A 19,457-nucleotide genomic window follows, 5' to 3' on the forward strand; every position below is an offset into this window, starting at 1 on the left:
TGCTAGGGGCGCCAGTCGCGGGCGCGCACCGAATCGTGTGTCGAGGTGGCGACGATCCGCTGGGCGCCGTCCCCGGACAACACGTAGGTCTGGGCGTCGGCGAGGTGGCGCGCGGCAATGCGCCGTGCACGTTCCGGATCGCCGGCTTCGATCGCGTCGGTCAACGCCATGTGGGTCTTCAACACGGCCTTGCGTTCGGCGGTTTTCGGGTACTCGCCCGACGCCGCGCTCCGCTTGGCCCAGCGCCGCTCATGGCCGCTCCACAGCGCCTCGAGGCTGCCGACGACGGCCGTCACCGTCGAGTTGCCACAACCACGCACGATCGCGTCGTGAAACTGACGTCCCAGATCGGTGAAAGCCGTTCCCTCGTTGAGATTTTCCGACATGGCGGTGGTGAGTCGCCGTAGCTCGGGCACGATCGTTTCTGCCCGGTCGGACCGCTGTGCGGCCAGTGCGGCGCACGTGGGCTCCAGATCGCGCAGGGCCGCCCCGAGATCATCGAGCAGCACATGTTCGCTCTGTAGCACCAGACCGAGCATGTAGGCCGCGCTGGCCTTGGTGGGGGCGTGCACGATGGCGCCGCCCTGGTTGCCCCGCCGCACCGATACCAGGCCCTCGGTCTCCAGGATTCGCATCGCTTCTCGCAGGGACACGAGGCTGACATTGAACCGCTCCACGAGGACGGCTTGCGGGGGAAGGAGATCACCATCCGCCAATTCGCCGTCCACGATCTGGCGGCGAAGTTCGTCGGCGACGGTTTCGGCGATCCGGGGAGATGTCAGTCGGCGACGGGTCTCTCGGCCTACACCAAGGGTTGTCATGGGATGTCCACCTAATGGCCGTCCGGGAACTGCGTTACAAAATCGGTCCAATTTGTCTTTCATTGCTATGTTAGCATCATTGCCATCTTGGCCTCGGGATTGAGAGGTGGTGCGATGCCGGCGGTGGCGCAACGCTTCCCGTTCGCGGACTATCCCAAGGGCTGGTTTCAGGTTGCGTACAGCCGCGACATCGCGATGGGCGACGTTGCCTCGCTCCACTACTTCGGTAGTCGGTTGATCTGCTACCGGGGCGAATCCGGCGCCGTCCATGTGCTCGACGCGTACTGCCCTCACCTCGGTGCGGACATCGCGGTCGGAGGAACCGTGCGCGAGGACTGCGTGGTGTGTCCGTTCCACGGCTGGAAGTTCAACGGGCAGGGCGCGAACGTCGAGATCCCTTATACGCGGGCGCCCAACCGGATCGCGAAGTTACGGTCCTGGCCCACGGTCGAGCGCGCCGGCATCGTTTTCGTCTGGTACGCGCCCGATGGCACCGCGCCGGAGTGGGAATTGCCCGAGATTCCGGAAGCCGAGGATGCCGCTTTTGCGTTCCACGCGCCAGAGGCGGCGCGCTGGACGTTCCGGTCCCATCCTCAGGAAGTCTTCGAGAATACCGTTGACATAGCGCATTTCGCGACCGTGCACGGCGTTTCGGCGTTCGGTGCGCTCGATGTCGAGCACAACGGACATCAGTTCCGTGCGGTGGCCGAGATCAATTTCGAGACACCGCGGGGCCCGGTGTCCGGGGCGGTGGACTCAGAGCTGCACGGGATGGGCATCGACGTAGTGCGGCACCGCGGCCTGGGTAGGTCCTGCACGCTGCTGACGGTGACGCCGATCGACGGCGAATACGTCGAGGCGCGGTACACGTTCTTTGTCGCACTCGACCCGGAGACCGGCGAAAAGACCCGCATGGGGCTGGGTTTCGCGCGCGATTTCTGCAGGCAGATCGAACAGGACATCCCGATCTGGGAAGCCAAGATCTACCGGAACAGGCCCGCCCTCGCCCGGGGCGAGTCCGCGATCACCGAGTTCCGGCACTGGGCGGAACTGTCCTATGCCGAGCCGGTGGAGAGCACCGCGTGGTACGTGGTCGGGCCGAATGGTTGAAAGGCGACTCATGAAGATTCCGTCATACGAGCAGCTGTTCATCGGTGGACGCTGGCAGGACCCAACCGGCGCCGGTCGCATCGATGTCGTGTCCCCGCACACCGAAGAAGTCATCGCGCACGCCGCGGCAGGGTCGGCTGAAGATGTCGACGCGGCGGTCCGGGCCGCGCGCCTGGCGTTCGACCAGGGGCCATGGCCGCACCTCAGTCACGCCGAGCGGATCGCGGCTGTGGAGAGATTCGCCGCCGTGTACGCCACGCACATCGACGACATGGCCGACCTGATCACCGCCGAGATGGGTTCGCCCGCCAGTTTCAGCCGGCTGGGTCAGGCCGCCGGAGCGGCTTCGATGATGCACCTCGCGGTTCAGGCGGCGAACGCGTTTCCGTGGGAAGAGCGCCGTGACGGCGTCTTCGGCGAGGTGCATCTACGCAGGCAGCCAGTCGGCACAGTGGGCATCATCATTCCCTGGAACGTGCCGCAGAACCTGTTGATGCCCAAGCTCATTCCCGCACTCATCGCCGGATGCACGGTGGTGGTCAAGCCCGCACCGGAGACGCCACTGGATTCACTGTGGGTGGCCGAGATGATCGAGCATATCGGCCTGCCAGAGGGGGTGGTATCGGTGGTGCCCGGTGGCCGCGAGGTGGGCGAGGCACTGGTGCGCCATCCCGGCGTCGACAAGATCGCGTTCACCGGCAGCTCTGCCACCGGGCGTCACATCGCCTCCCTGTGCGGTGAGCAGCTCAAGCGCTACAGCCTGGAACTCGGCGGCAAGTCGGCCGCCATCGTCCTCGATGACGCGCACATCGGCAAGACGGTGGCCGGCCTCAAGATGGCCGGCCTGATGAACAACGGCCAAGCGTGTGTGGCCCAGACCCGCATCCTGGTCAGCGAGCGCAGGCACGACGAGTTCGTCGATGCGCTCGCCGAGATGATGTCGGGCCTGGTCATCGGCGATCCCGCCGACCCGGCCACCGATATCGGGCCGCTGGTTTCCCGACGCCAGCAGCTCCGGGTCCAGGACTACATCCGTGCCGGTGCCGCCGAGGGAGCCAAAATGGTGCTCGGTGGCGATGATTCGCCCATGGATCGCGGTTGGTATGTACGACCGACGCTGTTCGCCGACGCCGCCAACGACATGACGATCGCGCGCGAGGAGATCTTCGGTCCGGTGCTGACCGTAATCAAGTACACCGACGAACGCGACGCCATCCGGATCGCCAACGACAGCGACTACGGCTTGGCCGGTTCGGTGTGGACCAAGGACGTCGCGCACGGCTTGGAAGTTTCGGGCCAGGTCCGTACCGGCACCTACGGCATCAACATGTACATGCTCGACATCTCAGCCCCCTTCGGCGGATTCAAGCAGTCCGGTATCGGACGCGAGTTCGCCGGGGAAGGTCTGGCCGAGTACACCGAGCTGCAGTCGGTGGTCAGCGCGGGGAGGCTGCCCGACCGCTAACAGCGATAGACGCGTTCGGCGTTGGCGGCGAAGAGCTTGTCGCGGGCGTCGGGGTCGACGCCCGCGACAACACTTGAGTACGACGAGAACAACTCGTCGAGAGTCCCGTGGATCCCGTCGACCGGGAAGTTGCTCGCGAACATGCATCGGTCGACCCCGAAGGCGTCGATGGCGTACTCGAGCCACGGGGCCAGCGCATCGGCCGCCATCGAACCCATGGGACCGGCCAGGCCGGAGAGCTTGCACAGCACGTTGTCGCCCAGGCCGCCGAGGGCTTTGATCCCCTCGGTCCAGAGAGCTCGCTCTTCGTCGGATCCGTTGCGCGGCCACCCGGTGTGCTCGATGACCACGACCAGGGAATCGTGGTTCTCCATCCTGCGGGCCGTGGCCAACAGCTGATCAGGATGGATCATCGCCTCCACCAAGAGATCTCGCTCTTGCAATGCGTCGAGCACCTCGTCACCGGGAAGCGGTCCCTCGCTCGCGCCCATCGGGCGGACCCCCCGAAACCGGCGCGCGGTCAGCTGCCGGTCCAGTGCGGCCACGGTCTCGGCCACCGAGTCGGTGGGCGGCAAGCCGCCGATGATCGCAGCGGGGTGACCGTCGATGTCTGCTCGCCGGTCGAGTTCGAGTGCCTCGTCGATCGAGTTCCACCCGGTGGCGGCGGCGACGTTGACGAACTTCTCGACGTTCCACCCGGCGGCCTCGGTGAAGTAGGTGGGCGCATCGAAGCGACGCGACATCCTCGACACGTCACCCATGTCCAGCTCCTGTCGCCCCGACAGATACGGGTACCAATCGGTGCGGGCCGGATCCCACAGGTGCACGTGGGCGTCGACGATCCGGGCCGGCTTTTCCATCGGCGACGTGGTCATCGTGGCTGCACTGCCTCTCGGAGCGTGTCGTCGAACCAGGGGGGCACGGCGGGGCCGCCGAAGCTGATGGCACTGATGGGCCGCGGGTGGCTTCGGAGGCCGAACCAGCCCGCACCCGAGACCAATTCGGCGCCGGCCAGCCCGGCGGCCGCTCGGCTGCACGCCAGGTGGGCGCCGAGCTCGGCGGCATCGTCTGCGCCACCGGCCTCCACGCTGACGGCGAAGGGCAGGACCAGCTCGCCGGTGGCCGTCCGGCCGGCTCGCGCCAGTTGTGCGGAGGCCTGAGCGCGACTGCGGCCGCCGGCCGTGGTGGCGTCGGTGAGGGTCACCAGCCGGATGGGGCGACCCGCCGCTGTTGCCACATCGGCCACGGCACGGGACCACCGGGCGTCGGCCTGGATCTGTCCGACGAGTCCGTCGTGCTCGTCGAGCACGCGCTCCCAACCCGTGGTCGCACCGGTCGCGCCCGGTGTGCCCGCCCTGGCAACGATCACGGCATCAAGCGCGTCGACGTCTGCCAGTGATGCGGGGTCGTCGATCACCCGGCACGCCACGCCCCACGCCTTGAGAGCCCCGGACACGGCTTCCGCGACCTCGGGATGGTCGGCGACAACCGCACAAGAACGCGTCGCGGTGGTCGAGGGATCGCCGTCGTCGGGCTCGTCGAACACTGCGCCGAAGCGGGCGTTGCTGCCGCCCCCGCTCGCCTGGTTGGCCTCCGCAGGGGCCAGTGCCACGGTGGTCGCGGCTTCCAGCAGCCGAGTGTCGTTGCGCACCGCTTCGATCAGCCGGGGCTCGTCGATCACTGCCACCTCGGATCCGGCGGTGAAGATCACCTGACCCCGGCATGCGGCAAACTCGTCGCTCACGAGGTGGGCACCGAGCGGCCCGAGGTGTTCGGGCTGAGGCATCGAGCTCAGTGACAGCCCACCCGTGGATTGCGTGCGGCCCAGCGCTGCGGCCACCATGCGGGTGGCGGCGATCGGCGAGATGGCGTTGACCACAACACCATCGGGAGCGTGCCGGCCCAGCTGCCAGGTCAGTGCGGCGACGGCGCGCTTGGCGCAGCCGTAGGCACCCGCGTCGGCCGACCGCCAGCCCGATCCGGAAGTGACACCGAGGATGTGACCTCGGCCGGCCGCCGCCATCAGCGGCAGGGCGGCGCGCAGGACGTTGCGATAGCCGTCGAGGTGTACCGAGAGCACGCCGAACCAGTCGTCGTCACTGCCGGTGGCGAATCCGGTAGGACGGCTGATGCCGGCCACATTGACCACGGCGTCCAGCCCGCCGAACTCATCGGCCAGCTCACCGAACAACTGGCGCAAACCCGATTCATCGGTGACCGACACCCCGGACGCACGTGCGGCTCCGCCTGCGGAGACGATGCGACCGGCCGTGGTCTCTGTGTCTTTCTCGGGCCGGGGGAGTTGCTCGGAACCGTCGACGGACACCAGCGGGTCCACGGTGACGACAAAAGCGCCGGTACGAGAGATCGATTCAGCGATCGCGGCGCCGATTCCGCCGCCGCCCCCGGTCACGACGGCCACCCGCTGTCGCCCCGTCATGCCAGGTCCAGGCCGTCGAATTCGCCTGCCGCAAGCCATGTTTCGAGAAGTTCGCGGTAGGCGAAGAAGTCGCCGAATCCGCGACCGTAATTGGTGTCGCGCGGCCTGATGGCGCCGGGGTCGCCCTCATTGTTGAGGCGCGACGGCGTACACGCCGACATCACGCCGCTGGGATCGACGTAGGTGTCCACGATCTGCTGTATCCAGTTCGCCTCGGCGTCTGCGCTCACGTCGAACACCTCGACGCCCTGCTTCCCGAGCAATTCCACGGTGCCGGCGACGAACTCGGCCCCGAACACGGCCAGCTGGGTGTAGTTGACCGTGACCACGGACTGCTGGCCCGGTGCCGGCATGACGAACATGTTCGGGAATCCGCGGCTCATCATTCCGTACAGGCTCGCGGCCCCGTCGGCCCACTTCTCGGCGAGCGAGATGCCGTCCCGACCGACGATGTCGTGGCCGATACGCCGGGGGAGCGGCGTGACCTCGGCCTCGAATCCCGTGCCGTAGATGATGCCGTCGACGTCGTACTGGTGTCCTCCGACGACCGGGCCGCGCTCGGTGATCCGCTCGATGCCGGCAGGACAGTCGATCAAGGTCACGTTGTCGCGGTTGTACGCGTCGAAGTACTCGTCGTGGAAGCAGGGTCGCTTGCAGAGGTAGCGGTAGTACGGCTTGAGTGCGGCCGCGACGTCAGGCTTCTTGACGAGCCCGTCGATGCGTTGGCGGTGCTCCTCCATGATCGCGAAGTCGAGCTGTTCTGCGGTCCGCATGAACTCTTCGGCGCTCATTCCCTTGCGCCGGGGCGGATTCTGGACGGCGGCGTAGTGATGGGTCCATCCGTCGTCGGTGAGGTCGGCCTCGACTGGCCGGCCGAGCATGATCGACTGGAAATTGTCCATCCGGGCTTTCTGCCAGCCCGGCTTCAGATCCGCTGCGAACGAGGGATCGGTGGGGCGGTTGCCGCGTACCCCGATCGCCGACGGGGTGCGCTGGAACACGTAGACGTGCTTGGCCGCCTCGGCCAGCGGTGGCAGGCACTGGAGCCCGCTTGCTCCCGTCCCGATCAGGGCGATGACCTTGTCGCCGAGATCGGTGAGCGCTTCGCCGGGCCGGCCCCCGGTGAAGCCGTAGTCCCATCGCGCGGTGTGGAACGCACGGCCGGCGAAGTCGTCCATCCCCGGGATGGCCGGCAATTTCATGAGATTGAGGATTCCGACGGCCAGTACGTAGAAGCGGCAAGATAATTCGTCGCCCCGATTGGTGTGGACCTTCCAGCGACCGTCTTCGTCGTCCCACACGGTTTCCGTGACACCGGTGTGGAACAGGGCGTCGGGGATCAAGTCGAAACGGTCTGCGATCGCCTGCAGATGCAGGCGTATTTCCTCGCCGAAGGCGTAGCGCCTGCTGGGGATGTAGTCGAGTTCCTCGAGCATGGGCAGGTATTGATACGACTCGACGTCGCACATCACCCCTGGATACCGATTCCAGTACCAGGTGCCCCCGACGCCCCCGGCCTCGTCGACGATCCTGATGCGCTCGACGCCCGCCTTGCGCAGATGCGTCCCCGCAAGGATTCCGGCGATACCACCGCCGACGATGACCACGTCGGGGTCGTCGATGATCGGCTCACGCTCGGTGTACGGGGTGAAGGGATCGGCCCGGTAGCCGGCCGCGTGCTCATCTCCGGCCAGATCGCGGATGGCCGTGCGGCCGGGAACGAGGCGCTTGTCGCGCTCCGCGAGGTACTTCGCATGCACGACGTCGGGGTCGAAGGCCATGTGGTCTCCCTTTCGGCAGCAATTCTGCCTATGTTACAAACTATGTGACGAATGTAAAACGATATGCCGATCCGATGATGTTGGGGCCGGAATTCGCGGTTGCGTCACCCGGGCTCGTGCTGCCGATGGGCCGATGCGCAGGATTGCCACGCTCGCCGTTGACATGATGGTTAATCCGTTGGCCAACAGCATTATCAAGGCTTCGCGTGAAGTGTCGACCACCTAAGGCCCATTGCCTGCGGCCACTGAGTGAGGCCCGTTGGTGCGGGGTTCGGGTAGAAAGACGTCGTTGTTACATGTGGTATTGCCAGTGTTAGGTGTACCGGACCGCGGCAGGTAGGACGGATCCGTACAAGCCATCGCGGCTCGCCCGGGCCAGGCTGTTTTCAGGCAGCCATCGAGGTGAGGGACGGAATATGACCAACCGGATTCGCGTCGTGTGCGCGGGCGACAGCATCACCCGGGGGCGGCTGAGCGCCGACTACATCGCGATGCTGCGGCAACGGCCGGTCGGTGAGCGGGCGGAGTTCGTCCGGGCCGGGGTCGACGGGGATCTCGCGCACAACCTGTTGCAGCGGCTGGACGCGGTGATCGCGGCCGCCCCGGATGTCGTGACGGTGCTGATCGGGACCAACGACGCGCGGGCCGGGATCTCCGCGGAGGCGGCTCGGCGGGCGGTGCGCCGCAAGAACCTGCCGGTGTATCCGAGCATCGACACCTACCGCGATGACCTCGACATGATCGTGACCCGCCTGCGTGCGGAGACCCGAGCCGACATCGCCCTGGCCTCGCTGCCGGTGCTTGGCCAGGATCTGCGCGCCGCACCGGCGCGGGCCGCCGCCGAGTACAGCGAGGTCATCCGGACGACAGCCGCCGCGCACCGCGTCGCGTATCTGCCGCTGAATGAACGGCAGACGGGATATCTGGTGGGCCGAAAATCCGGTCCGGCAGTCGAATTCGACTCCGGAATGGGTCTTGTGTACCGGTCGGCGATGCGGCACTTTCTGCTCGGCGACTCCTATCAGCGGATCGCGGCGTCGCGGGGCCTGATACTCACCACCGATCACGTGCATCAGAATCCACACGGGGCGATGGTGATCGCCGATGTGATCGAGGAACACGTGGACATGGTTGCGTCGCTGCCGCCGCGGTAATCTGCGGTATGCGCGGCAGCTGGACCACCGGACCCGGCATGATGGCGGTGCTGGGTTCGTTCGGTGACATCGAGTTGCACCACCATCCGGCGGTGCAACTCGCGGTCGGCATCGATGGCCCGCTGGCGTTGGTGGCCGCAGATGGCACCGAGCAGCGCTGCTCCATCGCCGCGGTCGCGGGCGGGACCCGGCATGCGATGCGGCCCGACGGTGCGCGCGCGGCGCTGTCGATCTATCTCGGGCCTGAAACAGACACGGCGACAACGCTCAACGCCACGATCCGGGCGCACGCCCGCCATCCCGGCCTGTGGGCGGTGGACGGTGCCGAGCCGCTGGTCATGGCGGTCGCGGCCGCAGCGCGGGCCGGGGATCTCTCCGGTGCGGCGGACATGGTGGTCGACGCCCTGCTCGGCAGGGCCGGTGTCCCTGCCGGGACGGCGGTGCACCCGCAGGTGCGTCAGGCGATCGAACTCGTCACCGCCCGGATACCGAGTCGTACTGATCTCGGTTCGGTTGCCGGTGAGGTGGCGATGTCGGCGGACTACCTGGGCCGGCTCTTCCGTAAACAGACCGGGACCTCGTTCGCGGCGACGGCGCGGTGGACACGGCTGCTGGCCGCGTTGGAGCACCTGAGCGCGGGAACGTCGATCACCGATGCGGCGCACATGGCCGGATTCGCCGACGGCGCGCACGCCACCAGGGTGTGTCGTGAACTGACCGGGATCGCACCCAGTGATGTGGCGCGGGCATTGAGCTGACCCGAAACCGGACGGATCGGTACAAGCGCCGAACCGCCCCGAGCGCGATGCTCGATGAAGGATCAACACATCGAGAAAAGGGGCTCACATGCCGGCAATGTCACGGATCGAGCGCGCATTCTGCAAGACGGCGCTGTGGCGCGGAGGAACCGGGCAGGCCGTCCTCGGTAGCATCCCGGTCGATCGGCTCGGCCACGATGTGCTCGAAATCGGCTCGGGCAGTGGCGATATCGCGGCCCGGCTACACCAGGCCAACCCGGAGCTGGCCATCACCGCCACCGACTTCGATCCGGCCATGGTGCGCTCGGCGGCCAGGCGGTTGCAGGCGTTCGGCGATGTCACCGTGCGCGGGGCCGACGCCACCGATCTGCCCTTCGCCGACGACTCGTTCGATTCGGTGCTGAGCTGCCTGATGCTGCACCACATCGTTGAATGGGAGAAGGCCGTCGCCGAGATCGCCCGGGTGCTGCGGCCCGGCGGCGTGTTCACCGGCTACGACCTGACCCGCACTCCGATGGCGACGGCGATCCACCGGCTCGACCGGTCACCGTTCCGGTTGGTCGATCCCGACGAACTCGACGAGGTCTGCGGGCGGTACGGCCTGCAGATGCGGACCCAGACCCGGCTGGCGGGTCAGGTCATGCAGTTCACCTCAGACTGATTCGGCTTCCCGGGTACGGCTCAGCCAGGGCGGGTCGATGCCCTCGTCGAGCCTGCCGTCCTGCCTGGCGTCGAGATACCGGAAGAGCAGCACACAGAACACCACGATCAGCATGAGCGACCAGCCGTAGGTGATCTTCATGTATTCCAGGTACCGCCCGGTGGTGGGCCAGCGCCACATCAGCCAACGGTCCATCGTCATGAATCCGTAGACGGCCAGCCAGGCCGGCCAGTTGCGCAGCACGGAGTTGGGCAGCACCACGGTCATCAGGAACGGGAACAGCATCATCGAGTAGTAGCCCTGGGCCAGCGACAGCACCAGCCACGAGGTGATCAGCAGCACGCCCGAAGAGGTGAGCATCCAGAATAGTTGGTCGCGCTCGTGGTAATAGCGGTACAGCAGCCACAGGCTGGCCACGGCCAGGATCACGAATCCGATGCGCAACAACAGGATCAGCCACTCCGGCAACCCGTAGTACACGCCGTTGCCGATGATCGAGCTGTTGAAGTAGTCGCGCGTTTCGAACATGTAGGGCACCGTGTTGCGCACGAAGCCCATCGGGTCGGCCGAGATGGGCCAGGCCACCGCGTTGAACACCACCGGGACGGCGAAGGCCGTCACCAATGCCCGCCACTGCCGGTTCAGCAGCGGCAACAGCAGCAGCACGGCCAGCACAGGCTTCACCGTCAGGGTCAACCCGATTGCCGCGCCGGCCCACCACTGATGCCCCACGTTGCCCGACAGCAGCCAGGTGAAGAACAGCACCTCGGCCAGCAGCACACAGCCGTTGATATTGGTGAAAACGAGGGTGTTGGTGACTGATTCGGTGCAGAACATGGCCAGCAGCAGGGCGGGCAGGGCCACCGAGGTCAGCGAGAACTTGAACAGCCGTACCAGAAGAGCGGCGGCGATGATGATCGCCACGGAATTGATCGCCACGAACCAGAACCGGGACGCGAACTCCGGCAGGAAGCCGAACGGAGCCAGGAGCAGCGTGCCACCGGGTGGGTACAGGTAGTGCGGGTCGACGTAGCTGAAGTGCTCGTTGTAGATGGCCCAGTGCCGCCGGAAGTTCGACACCGCGCGATACACCGGACCGAAGTCGTCGGTGATGTAGCCGTTGGTGGCCAGCACGTAGCTGCGATGGATGATCGACAGGATCGCCAGCGGCCACAGCACCGAGCGCAGCACCGTGGCGGTGCTCGGCGCGGAGGTGCGGGGACGGAATGCGTTCACGAAACCGGAGATGATGGAATCTGCTGCCGCCACCAGCGAACCTTATACCGACGCCGATCGGGCCCCGCGTCAGGCGGGACAGTACGTGTCGGTCTCAGGCAGTTTGCCGCTGTTGAGGTAGCCAGTGAGCGGCGGCAGAGCGCACGGGGTGTAGATGCTGGCGCCGTGGCCGATGCCCTGCCACATCACCCGGCGGTTGTTGGCCCCGGCGTTGATGATGGTCGCGGCGACGGCGGCGACGCCCTCGTTGCCGACGATCGGGTCGTTGTGCACACCGAGGAGCAGCACCGGAATCTTGAGGTTCTGCGGGTCTTTGGGTGCGGTGCCGCTGGGCCAGTTGAGGCATTTGACGAGGTTCAGCGCGCCGACGGCGCCGAACTGCGGGTAGAGCTTGCCCCAGGCGACCACCAGTTCGCGGACGCGATCGGGGGTGGGCCGGTTGAGTGCGTCGCTGCAGGAGTTGACGAACTGCCCGTCGCTCTGGCGCAGGTTGTCGGCCTGGGTGATCAAACCCGAGATCGGTCCGGCATCACCTGCGCGGGCCGCGGCCAGGGCGCCGGCCAGGTTGTTGGTGGCGGCCACCCGGTCGCCCTGGGGGAAGCCCAATCCGGTGGCGATCGCGTCGGCCAGCGTGGCGACCGAGGCTCCGCCGGGTCCGCGACCGGCGCGGGCGTCGGCCAGCAGGGCGTCGACGGCGCCCTTCGGATCGGGGGCCAGCGGGCAGTTGGTGGCCACGCACTGCGCGGCGAACGCGTCCAGTGCGGCCTGCTGCCCCTTGACCCGCTGTTCGGCCGCAACCTCGGCACCGACCGCCAGCGGCAGTGGGGAGTCCAGGATCAGCCGCGACACCTTGTTGGGGTGCGAGCCGGCGTAGGCGAGCGCCACCTGGGCCCCGTTGCCGACGCCGAGCAGAGCCAGGGATGGCACATCCCAGGTGCTGCGCAGCCTTTCCAGATCTTCGGCGGCGTGCGCGTTGTCGTAGGACGAGTCGCCCGGGGCGATCGTGTCGGTGCAACTGGTGGTCGCGGTCATGGTGACCGCACCCAGGTTGGCCACCGGATCGTCACCGGCCTGGAACTGCGTCTGGTCCTGCATTTCCTGGCGGTCGTAGACGTCGCGGCAATCCAGCGCGCCGGACATGCCGATACCGCGCCGGTCCACCGCGACGATCGGATGGGTCTTGAGGATGTCGGTTCCCGAACGCGCCAACCACGTCGGCAGCTGTATCGAGGTGGGGATGTCGGATCCGGTGGTCATCACCAGGGGACCGGCGTCGGCCGGGGTCTGCGACGACCGGGCCCGCACCACGCCGATGCTCACCGTGCCGGTGGCCCCGTTGATCGAGTCGAGATCGGCGTCGTAGGTGGCACAGTCCAGCGTCACGTCGGGAGTCGGCTGGACGCCGGCGTCGCCGAACACGCGCGGGGTGCAGTCTCGCCAGGACAGGTCATTGTTGGGCGCGTCGATGCCGGGGGCACTGGGTGGGCCCGCCGAGGTGGTCACGGGCTGTCCCTGCGGGTGGGCGCCGGAATCGGTGGCATACCGCGGATCTGCGGCGAACAGCGGCGCGCAGGCAGTGAGCCCCAGTGACAGAACGGGCACGGCGACCGCCGACCTTCGCAGGGCTTTCACCAGCTGATGACGCATGCTGACCACAGTAGCGACAGCGTTCCCACTACCCGCGGACGTAGCGCGTGTACAGGTAGCCCTCGTCGTCGGTGAGCAGGTGCGAGGGCCGCATCCGGGTGTGCGCCTGCCCCGGACCGGTGGCGATGCGTCGTGCCACGCCGCCGAGCAGGATCGGCGCCACGGTCAGGCACAGCTCGTCGAGCAGGTCGTTTTCGATGAGCAGGCTCAGCAGCGACGGGCCGCCCTCGGTCAGCACCCGGAAGAGCTTGCGTTCGGCCAGGATTCGCAGTGCCACCGCCGGGTCGACGCGCGTGGGGTCCGCACCGGAGGCGTCGAGTACCTCGGCGAGCGTGCCCAGCCGGTGCCGTGCGCCCGCGACGGTCTCGGTGGCGGTGAGGATCAGCGGTGCCACCTCGGTGCGGGTGAAGAACTTGGAGTTGTGGTCGAGCTCGGCCGATGCGGTGATGACGGCGATCGGCGGCACCTCGGCCTGGCCACGGCGCTGTCGCTCCTGCCGCTGGGCGACCGACAGCTGCACGCCGGAGTAGTTCTCGATCCGCACCGTCGCCGCGCCCATCAGGATGACGTCGGCCGTCTGGCGCATGAGATTGAACACAGCCCGGTCACCCGGACCGGCCAGGCCGCCGGACTTGCCGTCCTCGGTGGCACCACCGTCCAGGCTGCTGATCATGTTGCCCCGCACCCAACATCGCTGCAGGTCATCGGGGTAGGCATAGTAGTCGGCCAGCTGGCCGTCGGCGATCTTGTCGACGTTTCCCAGCACGGTCAGGTCGGTCCCGGCGGTGTCATCGGACATGAACTGAATTGGAGCACGTCGCTACGCTGCCTCCATGCACGGGTCCAGCGGCGTCGCTCACCTCGCCGATCGTCATCCCACCGTCACACCGGAGCGGCTGGTCGCACAGCTGGTTCCGCCGCCGACGTTCGCCGACGTCAGCTACGACAGCTACCGCCCCGACCCCGCCGAACCGTCCCAGGCCGCCGCGGTGGAGTCCTGCCGCAGTTTCTGCGAGCAGGCCGCCCTTCGACGGGCCGGCAAGAAGAAGTTGTTCGGCAAGCGTGAGGTCCTGCCCGGGGTCGGGCTGTACCTGGACGGCGGGTTCGGCGTCGGCAAGACCCACCTGCTGGCATCGACCTATTACACGCTGTCTCAGGGCGAGGCACCGACGGCGTTCGCCACGTTCGGTGAGCTGACCCAGCTGGCCGGCGTGTTCGGCTACAACGAGTGCATCGAGCTGCTCTCGGAGTATGTCGTGGTGTGCATCGACGAGTTCGAACTCGACGACCCCGGCAACACGACACTGATCTCCCGGCTGCTCTCGGCTCTGGTGGAGCGCGGCGTGTCGATCGCGGCCACCTCGAACACCCTGCCCGAACAGCTGGGTGAGGGCCGGTTCGCCGCCCAGGACTTCCTGCGTGAGATCAACACGCTGGCGCAGATCTTCACCACGGTGCGGATCGAGGGGCCCGATTACCGGCATCGTGACCTGCCGCCCGCCCCCGAGCCGCTGTCCGATGACGCGGTGGCGCAGCGCGCCGAGGGAGTCCCCGGCGCGACCCTCGACGACTTCGACGCGCTGTGTGCGCACCTGGCCACCATGCACCCGTCGCGCTATCACGCGTTGATCGAAGGCGTCACCGAGGTGTTCATCACCGGGGTGCACCCGATCGAGGATCAGAGCGTGGCGCTGCGGCTGGTGGCGCTCACCGACCGGCTCTACGACGCGGGTGTCCCGGTGCTGGCATCGGGGACGAAGCTGGACACCATCTTCAGCCCGGAGATGATGGCCGGTGGGTTCCGGAAGAAGTATCTGCGGGCCACGTCGCGTCTGCTGGCCCTGACCGCCGCCGCGCAGCAGAAGACCGTCTAGACCGGGCGGACCATCACGTAGTCGTTCTCGATGCGGGTCCCGAGCCGGAAGGTCTTGGTGCCGCTGACGGTGAAACCGTTCTTGGCGTAGAAGCGCTGTGCGCGCCGGTTCTGCTGGTTGACCCCCAGCCACACGCAGCCGACGCCGGATTCGGCGGCGCCGGCCAGGGCCGCCCACATCAGGGCCTGGGCCACTCCGCCACCGTGCCGGCCGGGCAGCACATAGATCTTCGACAGCTCCAGCGCGGGCCGCTGCGGCACCGCCCGTTGGACGTCAGTGTTGTCGGGGACACCGTGAATCAGCATGGCGTAACCCGTGATCGAGTCCTCCCGCGCCACCAGCACGATCCGGTTCGGATCGGTGAGGTACTCGCCGAAGCGTTCCTCGGACAGGGTCTCGGCGATGAAGGCGGCGATGTTGTCCGGCGTTACCGACGGGGGACGGGCCAGGGGAAAGGTGGCGGCCGCGACCGCCGCGAGTTCCGGAAGATCAGCCTCCGTGGCGAGGCTGATCAAGGCAGGGGCGCGCCCGGCTGCCACAGATTCCACTGCGCCAGGTGCTTGCCCGACTTGGTGTCGGTCAACACCACGTTGGTGACCAGTGCGCGGTAGACGTCCCAGTAGACGTCGCCGTTGACGGTGGCTCCCGGGGGCGCGTTGCGCAGCGCAGCCTCGAGCCGGTTGGGCGCATCGGTGTGCTTGGGTGCGTACGCGTCGGCGTACGGGGTGACGCCGTTGAAGGTGAAGGCCAGCGCCATCGCATACGGGTTGGGTGCCTGGATGGCGGTCACCGTGATCGGGACCCGCCACGGTCCGCCCTGGGCGCGCCATCGCGGCGAGCCGTTCCAGCCCCAGCCGGGCGGAACGTCGCTGGCGAGCACGTCGTGCACGGTGACATCGGCGACGATGCCGTTGTCGGTCTGGACGCGCAGCGTGTCGCCGATGTTGCCGATCGGGGTGCTTTCGGCGAAGGCCGCCGGCGGGGCCACCAGGGCGGTAACCGCCACCACCATGGCCGTGAACATGAACGCAAACCAGCGAGGCATGCCAGGCATGATCGCACAGAGTGAAACGTGTTACAGCCGGATGGGTCAGGACACCCAGGGCCCGACGCCACCCACCTTGTCGATCCGGATGCGGGTCAGCCACCCGGGCGGCGCATCCTTCGGCGGAAACGGGGCGTCGGGAGCGGCCAGCGTCTGCGCCAGCTCCTTGAGGAGTTCCGGCGCACCGCCTTCGACGATGCGCGCGGTGCCGTTGATCGCCAGGTACGGCCGCATCACCTCGCCGACCCGGCCCGGATCGACGATCGTCACCGCGACCCGGGGGTCACGGCGGACGTTCCGAACCTTCTTGTGTTCGGACAGATGGGCGGTGACGAGTTCGTCACCGTCCGGGGTGGACTGCAACGCCACCCAGACCAGGGTGACCTGTGGACTACCGTCCGGATTCAGCGTGACGAGCGTGGCGTCGGCGCCTGCGCCGATCAACTCGCGTGCGGCGTCGTTGAGTAACACATCAGGTTCTACGGTTGCGCCGACGCTTTCATTCCCGGTTCATTCCTCTCCGGTGCCCTCGCCTTTGGCGGCGAACGGTGCCAGGGCGGCGGCCAGTTCGGTCTCGAAGCGCTGCGGGTCGGCGCCGAGCCGATGCAACGGTCCGTCCTCGCCTTCGGCCTCGGCCAGGGCGAGCAGGATGTGCTCGGTGCCGATGTAGTTGTGGCCGAGCCGAAGTGCTTGGCGGAAGGTCAGTTCCAGCGCCTTCTTGGCGCCCGCGTTGAACGGGATCAGTGCCGGGACCTCCCCGCTGGGCGGCGGCAGGGTGATGGCGGCACGGGCCGTCTCGGCGGTGATGCCTTGACTCGCAAGGAGTTTGGCTGCGATTCCGTCGGGTTCGGCGAACAGTGCCAGCAACAGGTGTTCAGGGGTGATCTCGGCGTTGCCGGCCGCGTGCGCGGTGTTCTGGGAGACGACGACGACGTTGCGGGCCCGCGGGGTGAACCGGCCGAATCCGGCGTTGGGGTCGAGCGCGGCCGGGTCGAAATCGGGAACCTTTGGCACAAAGCGCTTCTGGGCGGCCTGTTTGGTGACTCCCATGGCCGTGCCGATATCGGTCCAGGAAGCGCCCGAGCGCCGGGCCTGGTCCACGAAATGTCCGATGAGGTGGTCGGCGATCTCGCCGAGGGCGTCCGCGGCGATCACGGCGTCGATCAACTGTTCAAGAGGTTCGGTGTGAGCCTTCTTGATCGCGCCGATGAGGTCGTCGAGACGGACGGGGTTGGTGATGGTGACGGGTTGGCTCATGCGTCAACTCTAGGTTGACGATCGGATATCGTCAACCACAAGTTGACGGTGATCGATCGGGCAAGATAGCGCCGGTGAATCTCGAAGAGCGCGTGCTGAATCTGTTGCGGCCCGTGCTGCGGCCGGTGATGCGGGTGCTGTCGCTGCGCACCATCGTCATCGTCGGTGCGCTGTCGGTGGTCGTCACGGTCATCACGCTCGGGACCTGGGTATGGATCGGCGTCACCAACGACCAGTACAGCCAGCTGGACCGGCGGCTGGATTCGTTGAGCAGCCTCGGTGACGTGAGCACGCTGCTCACCGCCACGAAGCAGGGTTCGGCCGACAAGCCCATGCCCGACGACGGTGGGCTGGTCCGCACCGCCCACATCGGGGGCGTCAGTGTCTCGGTGCCCAGTGACATCGTCCTGCCGCGCTTGGAGAACGGCTACGCCAACACCACGATCGACGGCGTCGAGTACCGCGTGCGGACGTTCACCGCGGGTCCGGCCAGCATCGCGCTCGGGGCACCTTTGGCGGAGACGCAGCGCCGGATCGACGAGTTGCACCTGCGGGTCCTGTTGATCTGTGGCGGCGTCATCGGCAGCACCGTCGTGGTGGGCTGGGTGATCTCGCTGGTGATGATCACCCCGTTCCGCCTGCTGGCCCAGCAGGCCCGCGCGATCAATGCCCAGTCCAAGCCGGACGAGGTGCAGGTGCGCGGCGTGCGCGAGGCCGTGCAGATCGCCGAGGCGGTCGAGGGCATGCTCGCGCGCATCGGTAACGAGCAGGAGCGCACCAAGGCCGCGCTGGAGTCGGCCCGCGATTTCGCCGCGGTGGCCTCCCATGAACTGCGCACCCCGCTGACGGCGATGCGTACCAACCTGGAAGTGCTGTCCACCCTGGACATGACCGCCGACCAGCGCCAGGAGGTGATCGGGGACGTGCTGCGCACGCAGAGCCGCATCGAGGGCACCCTGACCGCCCTGGAGCGGTTGGCTCAGGGGGAGTTGACCACGGTCGAGGATTTCGTGCCGATGGATGTCACCGAGCTGCTCGATCGCGCCGCACACGACGCGCTGCGCACGTACCCGGGCCTGAGGGCCACCCTGATGCCCTCGCCGACGGTGTTGATGCTGGGTATGCCGGCGGGTCTGCGCCTGGTGATCGACAACGCCATCGCCAACGCCGTCAAACACGGTGGCGCCACCGAGATCCGGCTCAGCGCAGTCAGTTCGGCCGACGACGTGCAGATCGTGGTCGACGACAACGGGTCCGGGGTGCCGGAGGTGGAACGGGCCGAGGTGTTCGAGCGGTTCGCCCGCGGCTCCACCGCGTCGCGTTCGGGATCCGGCCTGGGCCTGGCCCTGGTCGCTCAGCAGGCCGAATTGCACGGTGGCACAGCGGCTTTGCTGGAGAGCCCGCTGGGCGGTGCGCGGTTGCTGCTACGGCTGCCGCTGACCCGGGCGCGCATGGACGACGCCCCGTTCTGAGTCGAGTCTGCTCAGCAGTCCTGAACCGTTGACCTGGCCAGGATCTCGTCGAGGAAGCCCGCGGCCTCGCGCCCGGCGCGCTCAACGTCGCCGTCGGCGATGGCCTCCACCAACCCGTCGTGCGGAAACATGCCGCCGGGGGTGGCGCTCGTGGTCGCGACGCTGGCGGTGATCGCCTCCAGCAGCCCCCGGTAGATCTCGATGAGCACCGGGTTGTGCGACGCGCGCACGACAGCCAGGTGGAACTCGGTGTCGGAGTGTGTGAACCGCGCGTGGTCGGTGGTGTCGGTGTGCGCCAATTGGGCGCGGAGTTCGGCGAGGTCTTCCTCGGTCCGCGCGGTGGCGGCCAGGCGGGCGCCCTCCACCTCGAGGCAGCGGCGGACCTGCAGCACGTCGCGCAGTTCGGATCCGCACAGCCGGCGCAGTGCTGCCGATACCTCGCTGGTGGCGCGCACGTAGGTGCCGTCGCCCTGGCGTACCTCGAAGATGCCGTTGTGTGCCAGTGCCCGGACGGCCTCGCGCACGGTGTTGCGCCCGACGCCGAGCGCCTCGACCAGTTCGGGCTCGGTGGGGATCCGGCCGTCGACCGGCCATTCGCCGGAAGTGACCAGGGTGCGCAGTTGCTCGATGACCTGGTCGACCAGGCCCGTGCGTCGCGTTGTGGCGAGCGGCACTGGAAAGTCCTTTCATCCAATCATGGGATGTATGGCATCATAACCGGGTGAGTAGGACCCTG

The 19,457-nt window shown here is 67.5% G+C and carries 19 protein-coding genes; 7 read left to right on the plus strand and 12 right to left on the minus strand.

Features of this window, described 5'->3' with window-relative positions; all coding sequences use genetic code 11:
• Nucleotides 1-2 precede the first annotated feature (2 nt).
• Nucleotides 3-821 carry a FadR/GntR family transcriptional regulator gene (locus TX88_RS15385; protein WP_044517944.1) on the minus strand — a complete coding sequence of 273 codons (819 nt, stop codon included), beginning with the start codon at nt 819-821 and terminating at the stop codon, nt 3-5.
• A gap of 114 nt (nt 822-935) precedes the next feature.
• On the opposite strand from TX88_RS15385, the gene TX88_RS15390 reads away from it, so the two are divergent.
• Together TX88_RS15390 and TX88_RS15395 are read left to right on the plus strand one after the other, a co-directional pair.
• Nucleotides 936-1,931, plus strand: coding sequence for a Rieske 2Fe-2S domain-containing protein (locus TX88_RS15390; protein ID WP_049924948.1), 996 nt, complete (start codon nt 936-938; stop codon nt 1,929-1,931).
• Between the two features lie 10 nt (nt 1,932-1,941).
• Complete coding sequence (locus TX88_RS15395) at nt 1,942-3,396, plus strand: aldehyde dehydrogenase (protein ID WP_044517945.1); 1,455 nt, start codon at nt 1,942-1,944, stop codon at nt 3,394-3,396.
• On the opposite strand, the gene TX88_RS15400 is transcribed toward TX88_RS15395, so the two are convergent.
• The 3 genes from TX88_RS15400 to TX88_RS15410 are packed head-to-tail and all read right to left on the minus strand — an operon-like array spanning nt 3,393 to nt 7,617.
• Complete coding sequence (locus TX88_RS15400) at nt 3,393-4,271, minus strand: amidohydrolase family protein (RefSeq protein WP_049924953.1); 879 nt, start codon at nt 4,269-4,271, stop codon at nt 3,393-3,395. The two genes, TX88_RS15395 and TX88_RS15400, sit on opposite strands and share 4 nt — an antisense overlap.
• Nucleotides 4,268-5,836 carry an SDR family NAD(P)-dependent oxidoreductase gene (locus TX88_RS15405; RefSeq protein ID WP_044517946.1) on the minus strand — a complete coding sequence of 523 codons (1,569 nt, stop codon included), beginning with the start codon at nt 5,834-5,836 and terminating at the stop codon, nt 4,268-4,270. Before TX88_RS15405 ends, TX88_RS15400 begins: the two co-directional genes overlap by 4 nt.
• Entirely contained in the window at nt 5,833-7,617 is a 1,785-nt protein-coding gene (locus TX88_RS15410) for a flavin-containing monooxygenase (protein WP_044517947.1), read from the minus strand. The genes TX88_RS15405 and TX88_RS15410 overlap by 4 nt, the downstream gene beginning before the upstream one ends.
• A gap of 416 nt (nt 7,618-8,033) precedes the next feature.
• Here TX88_RS15410 and TX88_RS15415 point away from each other — a divergent pair, with 416 nt between their 5' ends.
• From TX88_RS15415 to TX88_RS15425, 3 genes are all read left to right on the plus strand, one after another.
• A complete protein-coding gene (locus tag TX88_RS15415) occupies nt 8,034-8,771 on the plus strand; it encodes an SGNH/GDSL hydrolase family protein (protein WP_044517948.1) in 738 nt (245 codons plus the stop codon).
• 8 nt (nt 8,772-8,779) lie between these two features.
• Nucleotides 8,780-9,529, plus strand: a complete 750-nt coding sequence (locus TX88_RS15420; protein ID WP_044517949.1) for a helix-turn-helix transcriptional regulator — start codon at nt 8,780-8,782, stop codon at nt 9,527-9,529.
• A gap of 88 nt (nt 9,530-9,617) precedes the next feature.
• A complete protein-coding gene (locus tag TX88_RS15425; RefSeq protein ID WP_044517950.1) occupies nt 9,618-10,190 on the plus strand; it encodes a class I SAM-dependent methyltransferase in 573 nt (190 codons plus the stop codon).
• Here TX88_RS15425 and aftC read toward each other — a convergent pair.
• Genes aftC through TX88_RS15440 form a run of 3 tightly spaced genes read right to left on the minus strand, consistent with a single transcriptional unit; the run spans nt 10,182 to nt 13,872 of the window.
• Complete coding sequence (gene aftC, locus TX88_RS15430; RefSeq protein WP_044517951.1) at nt 10,182-11,462, minus strand: arabinofuranan 3-O-arabinosyltransferase; 1,281 nt, start codon at nt 11,460-11,462, stop codon at nt 10,182-10,184. The genes TX88_RS15425 and aftC overlap by 9 nt on opposite strands.
• Before the next feature lie 33 nt (nt 11,463-11,495).
• A complete protein-coding gene (locus TX88_RS15435) occupies nt 11,496-13,073 on the minus strand; it encodes an alpha/beta hydrolase (protein WP_209446987.1) in 1,578 nt (525 codons plus the stop codon).
• A gap of 28 nt (nt 13,074-13,101) precedes the next feature.
• Nucleotides 13,102-13,872: a pyrimidine reductase family protein gene (locus tag TX88_RS15440; RefSeq protein WP_044517953.1), complete on the minus strand. Its 771-nt coding sequence runs from the start codon at nt 13,870-13,872 to the stop codon at nt 13,102-13,104.
• Between the two features lie 34 nt (nt 13,873-13,906).
• Between TX88_RS15440 and zapE the strand changes: the two genes are divergently transcribed.
• Nucleotides 13,907-14,947: a cell division protein ZapE gene (gene zapE / locus TX88_RS15445; RefSeq protein ID WP_044517955.1), complete on the plus strand. Its 1,041-nt coding sequence runs from the start codon at nt 13,907-13,909 to the stop codon at nt 14,945-14,947.
• Here zapE and TX88_RS15450 read toward each other — a convergent pair.
• Genes TX88_RS15450 through TX88_RS15465 form a run of 4 tightly spaced genes read right to left on the minus strand, consistent with a single transcriptional unit; the run spans nt 14,944 to nt 17,249 of the window.
• Nucleotides 14,944-15,495, minus strand: a complete 552-nt coding sequence (locus TX88_RS15450; protein ID WP_244438430.1) for a GNAT family N-acetyltransferase — start codon at nt 15,493-15,495, stop codon at nt 14,944-14,946. The two genes, zapE and TX88_RS15450, sit on opposite strands and share 4 nt — an antisense overlap.
• Nucleotides 15,459-15,992, minus strand: a complete 534-nt coding sequence (locus TX88_RS15455; RefSeq protein WP_044517958.1) for a hypothetical protein — start codon at nt 15,990-15,992, stop codon at nt 15,459-15,461. Before TX88_RS15455 ends, TX88_RS15450 begins: the two co-directional genes overlap by 37 nt.
• 45 nt (nt 15,993-16,037) lie before the next feature.
• Nucleotides 16,038-16,463: a PPOX class F420-dependent oxidoreductase gene (locus TX88_RS15460; RefSeq protein WP_044517960.1), complete on the minus strand. Its 426-nt coding sequence runs from the start codon at nt 16,461-16,463 to the stop codon at nt 16,038-16,040.
• Between the two features lie 39 nt (nt 16,464-16,502).
• On the minus strand, nt 16,503-17,249 hold the full coding sequence (locus TX88_RS15465) for a Clp protease N-terminal domain-containing protein (protein ID WP_044517961.1): 747 nt from the start codon (nt 17,247-17,249) through the stop codon (nt 16,503-16,505).
• Between the two features lie 128 nt (nt 17,250-17,377).
• Here TX88_RS15465 and TX88_RS15470 point away from each other — a divergent pair, with 128 nt between their 5' ends.
• On the plus strand, nt 17,378-18,721 hold the full coding sequence (locus TX88_RS15470) for a sensor histidine kinase (RefSeq protein WP_044519438.1): 1,344 nt from the start codon (nt 17,378-17,380) through the stop codon (nt 18,719-18,721).
• An 11-nt stretch (nt 18,722-18,732) separates the two neighbouring features.
• On the opposite strand, the gene TX88_RS15475 is transcribed toward TX88_RS15470, so the two are convergent.
• Nucleotides 18,733-19,395, minus strand: a complete 663-nt coding sequence (locus TX88_RS15475) for a FadR/GntR family transcriptional regulator (RefSeq protein ID WP_044517963.1) — start codon at nt 19,393-19,395, stop codon at nt 18,733-18,735.
• Nucleotides 19,396-19,457: the final 62 nt, after the last annotated feature.

It is taken from the genome of Mycolicibacterium septicum DSM 44393 (assembly GCF_000455325.1).
GTDB classification, from domain to species: Bacteria; Actinomycetota; Actinomycetes; order Mycobacteriales; family Mycobacteriaceae; genus Mycobacterium; species Mycobacterium septicum.

Coding starts and splice junctions, on each gene's coding strand:
- TX88_RS15400 (WP_049924953.1), bottom strand. CDS start 4,271: ATGACCACGTCGCCGATGGAAAAGCCGGCCCGGATCGTCGACGCCCAC.
- TX88_RS15420 (WP_044517949.1), top strand. CDS start 8,780: ATGCGCGGCAGCTGGACCACCGGACCCGGCATGATGGCGGTGCTGGGT.
- TX88_RS15385 (WP_044517944.1), bottom strand. CDS start 821: ATGACAACCCTTGGTGTAGGCCGAGAGACCCGTCGCCGACTGACATCT.
- TX88_RS15405 (WP_044517946.1), bottom strand. CDS start 5,836: ATGACGGGGCGACAGCGGGTGGCCGTCGTGACCGGGGGCGGCGGCGGA.
- TX88_RS15410 (WP_044517947.1), bottom strand. CDS start 7,617: ATGGCCTTCGACCCCGACGTCGTGCATGCGAAGTACCTCGCGGAGCGC.
- zapE (WP_044517955.1), top strand. CDS start 13,907: ATGCACGGGTCCAGCGGCGTCGCTCACCTCGCCGATCGTCATCCCACC.
- TX88_RS15435 (WP_209446987.1), bottom strand. CDS start 13,073: ATGCGTCATCAGCTGGTGAAAGCCCTGCGAAGGTCGGCGGTCGCCGTG.
- TX88_RS15395 (WP_044517945.1), top strand. CDS start 1,942: ATGAAGATTCCGTCATACGAGCAGCTGTTCATCGGTGGACGCTGGCAG.
- TX88_RS15390 (WP_049924948.1), top strand. CDS start 936: ATGCCGGCGGTGGCGCAACGCTTCCCGTTCGCGGACTATCCCAAGGGC.
- TX88_RS15455 (WP_044517958.1), bottom strand. CDS start 15,992: ATGCCTCGCTGGTTTGCGTTCATGTTCACGGCCATGGTGGTGGCGGTT.
- TX88_RS15465 (WP_044517961.1), bottom strand. CDS start 17,249: ATGAGCCAACCCGTCACCATCACCAACCCCGTCCGTCTCGACGACCTC.
- TX88_RS15415 (WP_044517948.1), top strand. CDS start 8,034: ATGACCAACCGGATTCGCGTCGTGTGCGCGGGCGACAGCATCACCCGG.
- TX88_RS15425 (WP_044517950.1), top strand. CDS start 9,618: ATGCCGGCAATGTCACGGATCGAGCGCGCATTCTGCAAGACGGCGCTG.
- TX88_RS15440 (WP_044517953.1), bottom strand. CDS start 13,872: ATGTCCGATGACACCGCCGGGACCGACCTGACCGTGCTGGGAAACGTC.
- TX88_RS15470 (WP_044519438.1), top strand. CDS start 17,378: ATGCGGGTGCTGTCGCTGCGCACCATCGTCATCGTCGGTGCGCTGTCG.